This window comes from Hydrocoleum sp. CS-953 (genome assembly GCF_002260545.1).
Lineage (GTDB): Bacteria > Cyanobacteriota > Cyanobacteriia > Cyanobacteriales > Microcoleaceae > Trichodesmium.
The window spans coordinates 1-4,956 of the sequence record NZ_LGSU01000838.1; the positions used below are offsets into that span (position 1 = coordinate 1).

General features: G+C 40.1%; 2 protein-coding genes. Both read left to right on the forward strand.

What is annotated here, in order from left to right; genetic code table 11:
- Positions 1 to 136 precede the first annotated feature (136 nt).
- Positions 137 to 562: a response regulator gene (locus AFK68_RS10715; RefSeq protein WP_094672693.1), complete on the forward strand. Its 426-nt coding sequence runs from the start codon at positions 137 to 139 to the stop codon at positions 560 to 562.
- A gap of 802 nt (positions 563 to 1,364) precedes the next feature.
- Complete coding sequence (locus tag AFK68_RS10720) at positions 1,365 to 4,940, forward strand: response regulator (RefSeq protein ID WP_094672694.1); 3,576 nt, start codon at positions 1,365 to 1,367, stop codon at positions 4,938 to 4,940.
- Positions 4,941 to 4,956 lie beyond the last annotated feature (16 nt).

Consider the following 4,956-nt stretch of genomic DNA (forward strand, 5'->3'; position numbering starts at 1 on the left):
AATTAGAACTTCAGTTTATGGTGATGGAAAAGGCAATATATATATTATGGGAAGAGGCGACCCTAGTTTAACAGCAACCCAACTGAAAAATTTGTCCGAAAAATGAATCACAAAATAATCAAAAAAAAACTTATCTTTGCTAGTAGTTGAAGATAATGAGGAAGATTATGTTGCATTAACCAGAATAATGAGGAAGCTAGATTTTCAATATCCTATATATCACTGTTTAGACGGAGATGAAGCACTAGACTTTCTGTTTCAGACAGGAGAATATTCTAATCCTGAAATAGCTCCCCGTCCTACAATAATTTTAATAGATTTAAACCTGCCGGGAACCGATGGGCGAGAAGTAATTGAAGTGATTAAAAATAATCAACAACTTAAAAAAATTCCTGTAGTTGTGTTTTCAACTTCATCAAGTCCACAAGATATTCATATTTGTTACGAAAAAGGAGTAAACAGTTATATGCAAAAACCAGTTAATATTCAAGACTTAAAGAGGTATCTAGAAAATTTTTTATCTTATTGGTTTCAAACAGTTATTCTGCCTGATAGTTTATAAACAGGACTTACGCAGAAACGACATATCTCGTAGGGGCGAATGGCATTAGCCCTCTATAAATGGCATTAGCCCTCTATAAATGGCATTAGCCCTCTATAAATGGCATTAGCCCTCTATAAATGGCATTNAATGGCATTAGCCCTCTATAAATGGCATTAGCCCTCTATAAATGGCATTAGCCCTCTATAAATGGCATTAGCCCTCTATAAATGGCATTAGCCCTCTATAAATGGCATTCGCCTTCTATAAATGGCATTCGCCTTCTATAAATGGCATTCGCCCTCTACAGATAGGGTATTATCTACAAGTTTGCGTAAGTCCTGATTATTATACAGCGCTTTTCAAGTTGATGAACCACATCTTCACAACCAAAACCTAGTAGGGACTAACCATGTTTAGTCCCTACTGTGGTCTACTGAAATGAAAACCGCTGTATAGAAAAAAAACTATATATAGAGTATATAGGTAATCATAACTATAATTTACAATATATAGCACTACGCATTCAGGTTAGGAAATTTATAAATTATAAAACCCCTTAACAGTCTACTGTTCCCTGTTCCCTTTTCCCGATTCAAGTAGCGCTATATGTAGTGTTTAGCACTCAAAAATGTGTAATCCTGATTATGTTATACTTTCTCAAATACAGGACTTACGCAGAAACGCCATATCTCGTAGGGGCGAATGGCATTAGCCCTCTATAAATGCCATTCTCTCCTACAGATGGTGTGTAATTTCATTTTTTGCGTAAGTCCTGAAATATTTTCTCTAACTCCTGAGTATCGACTACTAGTGCAGAAAAATGTCCAATCCAACCCATAATCAAAACTCCCATACTAAGGGTAATTCTACCACACCTGAAGTTTTATTGCCTCGGATAACTATTTTGCTCCTGGATGATTCTGAGGTAGATCGCCTTAGCTACATTCGTTATCTGAAATCATGCCAACATAACACCTACCACATTATAGAAGCCGAAACTTTAGAAGAAGGAATAGAAATGTGGGAGTCAGAGCAACCAAATATTGCTTTGGTGGATGTCAACCTACCGGATGGAGATGGATTGGAATTTTTAGAAGCAATTGCCACTAACTACCCTAAAGATAAATTACCTGTAATTGTGCTAACTGGTATGGGGGATGAGCGGGTTGCAGTACGAGCAATGAAACTAGGAGCAGCAGACTATCTGGTTAAGGGAGATCTTACAACTGAGTTACTATGCGCCTGTGTTAGTCAAGTGTCCGTTCGCAGCACGGTGACTCAGTTAAACCTGAAGTCAGCAATAATTCCGAATCCCCTGGTTGTCAATTCAGATACAACAGTAAAAGAAGTTGTGACCCTGATGAGTCAAGAGCGATCGCTAGGCAGTTCTGGCAAAATAAAAGCAAGGCAAGAGAAAGATACTCATCAAAGAGCAAGATCGAGTTGCGTGTTAGTAGTTGAAGAAAATCAAGTCGTAGGTATTCTGACTGAGCGCGACGTGGTGCGCCTTAGTGCTGAGGGGCAACCCCTAGAGCGGTTGGTAATGAATCAGATAATGACAGGTTTTGTTATGACCATGCGTGAGTCAGATTTTACTGATTTGTTTTCTATGATTAACCTGTTTCAGGAGCATCAAATTCGTCACTTACCAATCTTAGATGACCAGGAGCAGCTAGTTGGGTTATTGACCTATGATAGTTTGCGACAAGTATGCCAACCAAATGACTTGCTAAAGCTACCTCTGGTGAGGGACGTAATGAACTCTGAGGTAGTTTGTGCGGCATCGGAGACTTCTGTGTTAGTAATTGCCCAACTTATGGTAGAACATAGTATTAGTTCCGTCGTCATTGTAGAACCTGGTGGCAAAACCACACAACCCCAAAAAATTCCAGTGGGGATAATAACGGAGCAAGACATAGTAAGATTTCAGGCATTAGGCTTAAATCTAGAAAATTGCACCGCAGAGGCAGTGATGAGTAAGCCAATTCTAGCAATTAAGTCAGAGGAATCACTTTGGGCTGTTCAACAGCTCATGGAGGAGCAAAATATCCGTCGGTTAGTGGTGACAGGTGAACAAGGAGAACTTGTAGGCATCGTTACTCAAACCAATGTTTTGCAAGCTATAAATCGCCCGGAAGTCGATCAGTTAATGGAAATTTTGGAACAACGGGTAATGCACCTAGAGGCAGAGCGAATAAAATTGCTGGAAGATCGCACTACCGAGCTAGAGAGTCTGCTGGAAGATCGGACTGCTGTGCTTAGGGCTAAAGTAGAAAAGGAAAAATCATTGATGACTGTAACGGAGCAGATCCGCTCATCCTGGGATTTGCAGAACATTCTTGATACAACTGTGCAAGAGTTTCGTTTACTGTTGCACTGCCATCGGGCGATTATTTACCAATTTTGTCCTGATTCTTCTGACGCTGTGGTTGCTGAGTCAATTGCTGAAGGTGAGCGATCGCTGTTGGATTTAGAACTCGATCCTGTCTGGGTTACTCCAGAATGGATAGAGCATTATCGGCAGGGTAAGATTCGGGTAGTAGATGACCTAAATCAATCACAGCTAAGTCTAGAAAAGCTTTCTAATATTCGTGCAGCCCTGGTTGTACCTATTATTGTAGAAAAGCAACTATGGGGTTTAATGATTGCGAGTCATCGGCATACCTACACCTGGACAAGGGATGGGATTGATTTAGTGCAACGGTTATCTGTTCACATTGCCATTGCTATCCAACAAGCAAAAGCATATCAAAAAATGCGAGAGGCAAAAGAAACTGCCGAATATGCAAACCTTGCCAAGAGCGAATTTTTAGCCCTGATGAGTCACGAAATTCGGACTCCAATGAATGGTATTCTAGGGCTTACCCACTTAGCGCAACAAACCCCTCTTCAACCTAATCAGGAAGACTACCTCAACAAAATCCAGAGTTCTGCCCAATCATTGCTGCAAATAATTAATGATATCCTTGACTTTTCCAAAATCGAAGCTGGGAAAGTGGAATTAGAATTTATTCCATTTGAATTAGATCGCGTCTTAAATCAGATCGACAATATTCTCAATCTCAAAGCTGCTGAAAAAGGAATAGAATTAGTCTTTGAAGTTGGGGATGATGTTCCTCAATATTTAATTGGAGACTCTCTGCGCTTAACTGAGGTGTTGATGAATCTGGCAAGCAATGCTGTAAAGTTTACTGAAACTGGTTTTGTTACTATTGCAGTGGAAGTGCTTAGTTTTACTGATGAAACTGTACGTCTGAAGTATCAGATTAAGGATACAGGGATAGGTATTAATCACTCTGAAATCGAAACATTATTTGAATCCTTTACACAAGCTGATGCTTCTACCACTCGCAAATACGGTGGCACAGGGCTTGGATTAGCAATTTGCAAAGGTCTTGTTAAGATTATGGGAGGCAGCATTGGGGTTGAGAGTGAACTGGGTAAAGGTAGTACATTTCATTTTGAACTAGAGTTTGGCTATTCCAGGGAACATAGTGATACTTCTGGTATTCCTGTATCCACCGTTCTCAGAGAAACTGAATTGTCTAACTTGGTAACACTGGAGGAAATTCAGGGAGCTAATATATTACTGGTAGAAGACAATCTAATCAACCAACAAGTTGCCATAGAATTATTGGAAAGGGTGGGGTTGAATGTAGATTCTGCAACCAATGGAAAAGAGGCGATCGCTAAAATTTATGAGCGTAGTTATGACCTAATCTTGATGGATATTAGGATGCCAGAAATGGATGGCCTAGAGGCAACCAGCCTGATCCGTGGTCTGGCAGGGGAGAACAACAGTGAAATGAAACGGTTTGCCACAGTCCCAATTATTGCCATGACAGCTAATGCTATGGATATAGATAGAAACAAAAGTTTGGAAGTTGGGATGAACGATCATCTCTCTAAACCTGTTAATCCCCAAAAGTTATATGAAACTCTCTGCAAATGGATTGTTCCTGCTAGTAGTTCTTCTGTAGCTACAAATAATCTCCCCACAGTTTCTCCAGAAAACGCTGAACTTGCAGAGACTACTTTGGCAGCTCTACCTGTTTTGAATGTCGATTTAGGTTTAGAGTTTATAGGTGGTGACTGGAATAGTTATCTGGAGATTCTGAGACTTGTTCAAACCTGTGAAGAAGACTATAAACATGAAATCCCGGCAGCCATAAATCAGGGAGATTTGTCTAAGGGGTTACATCTTGTTCACTCCCTGAAAGGGTTGGCAGGTACTATTGGGGCAGAGATTCTTTACAAATCTGCTGGCTCCTTAGAGAAGGATCTACGAAGTGAAACTACGGATATAGAAATGTTATCTACTAAAGCTATGACTTTAGTCGAAGAGTTTCAACAAGTATTAAATAGTATTGATATATTGCTAGGGAGTAGGGAGTAGGGAGTAGGGAGTAGGG

Bases quoted from the DNA above. Each gene is read 5' to 3' on its own strand.
- AFK68_RS10720 (WP_094672694.1), top strand. From the start codon at position 1,365: ATGTCCAATCCAACCCATAATCAAAACTCCCATACTAAGGGTAATTCT.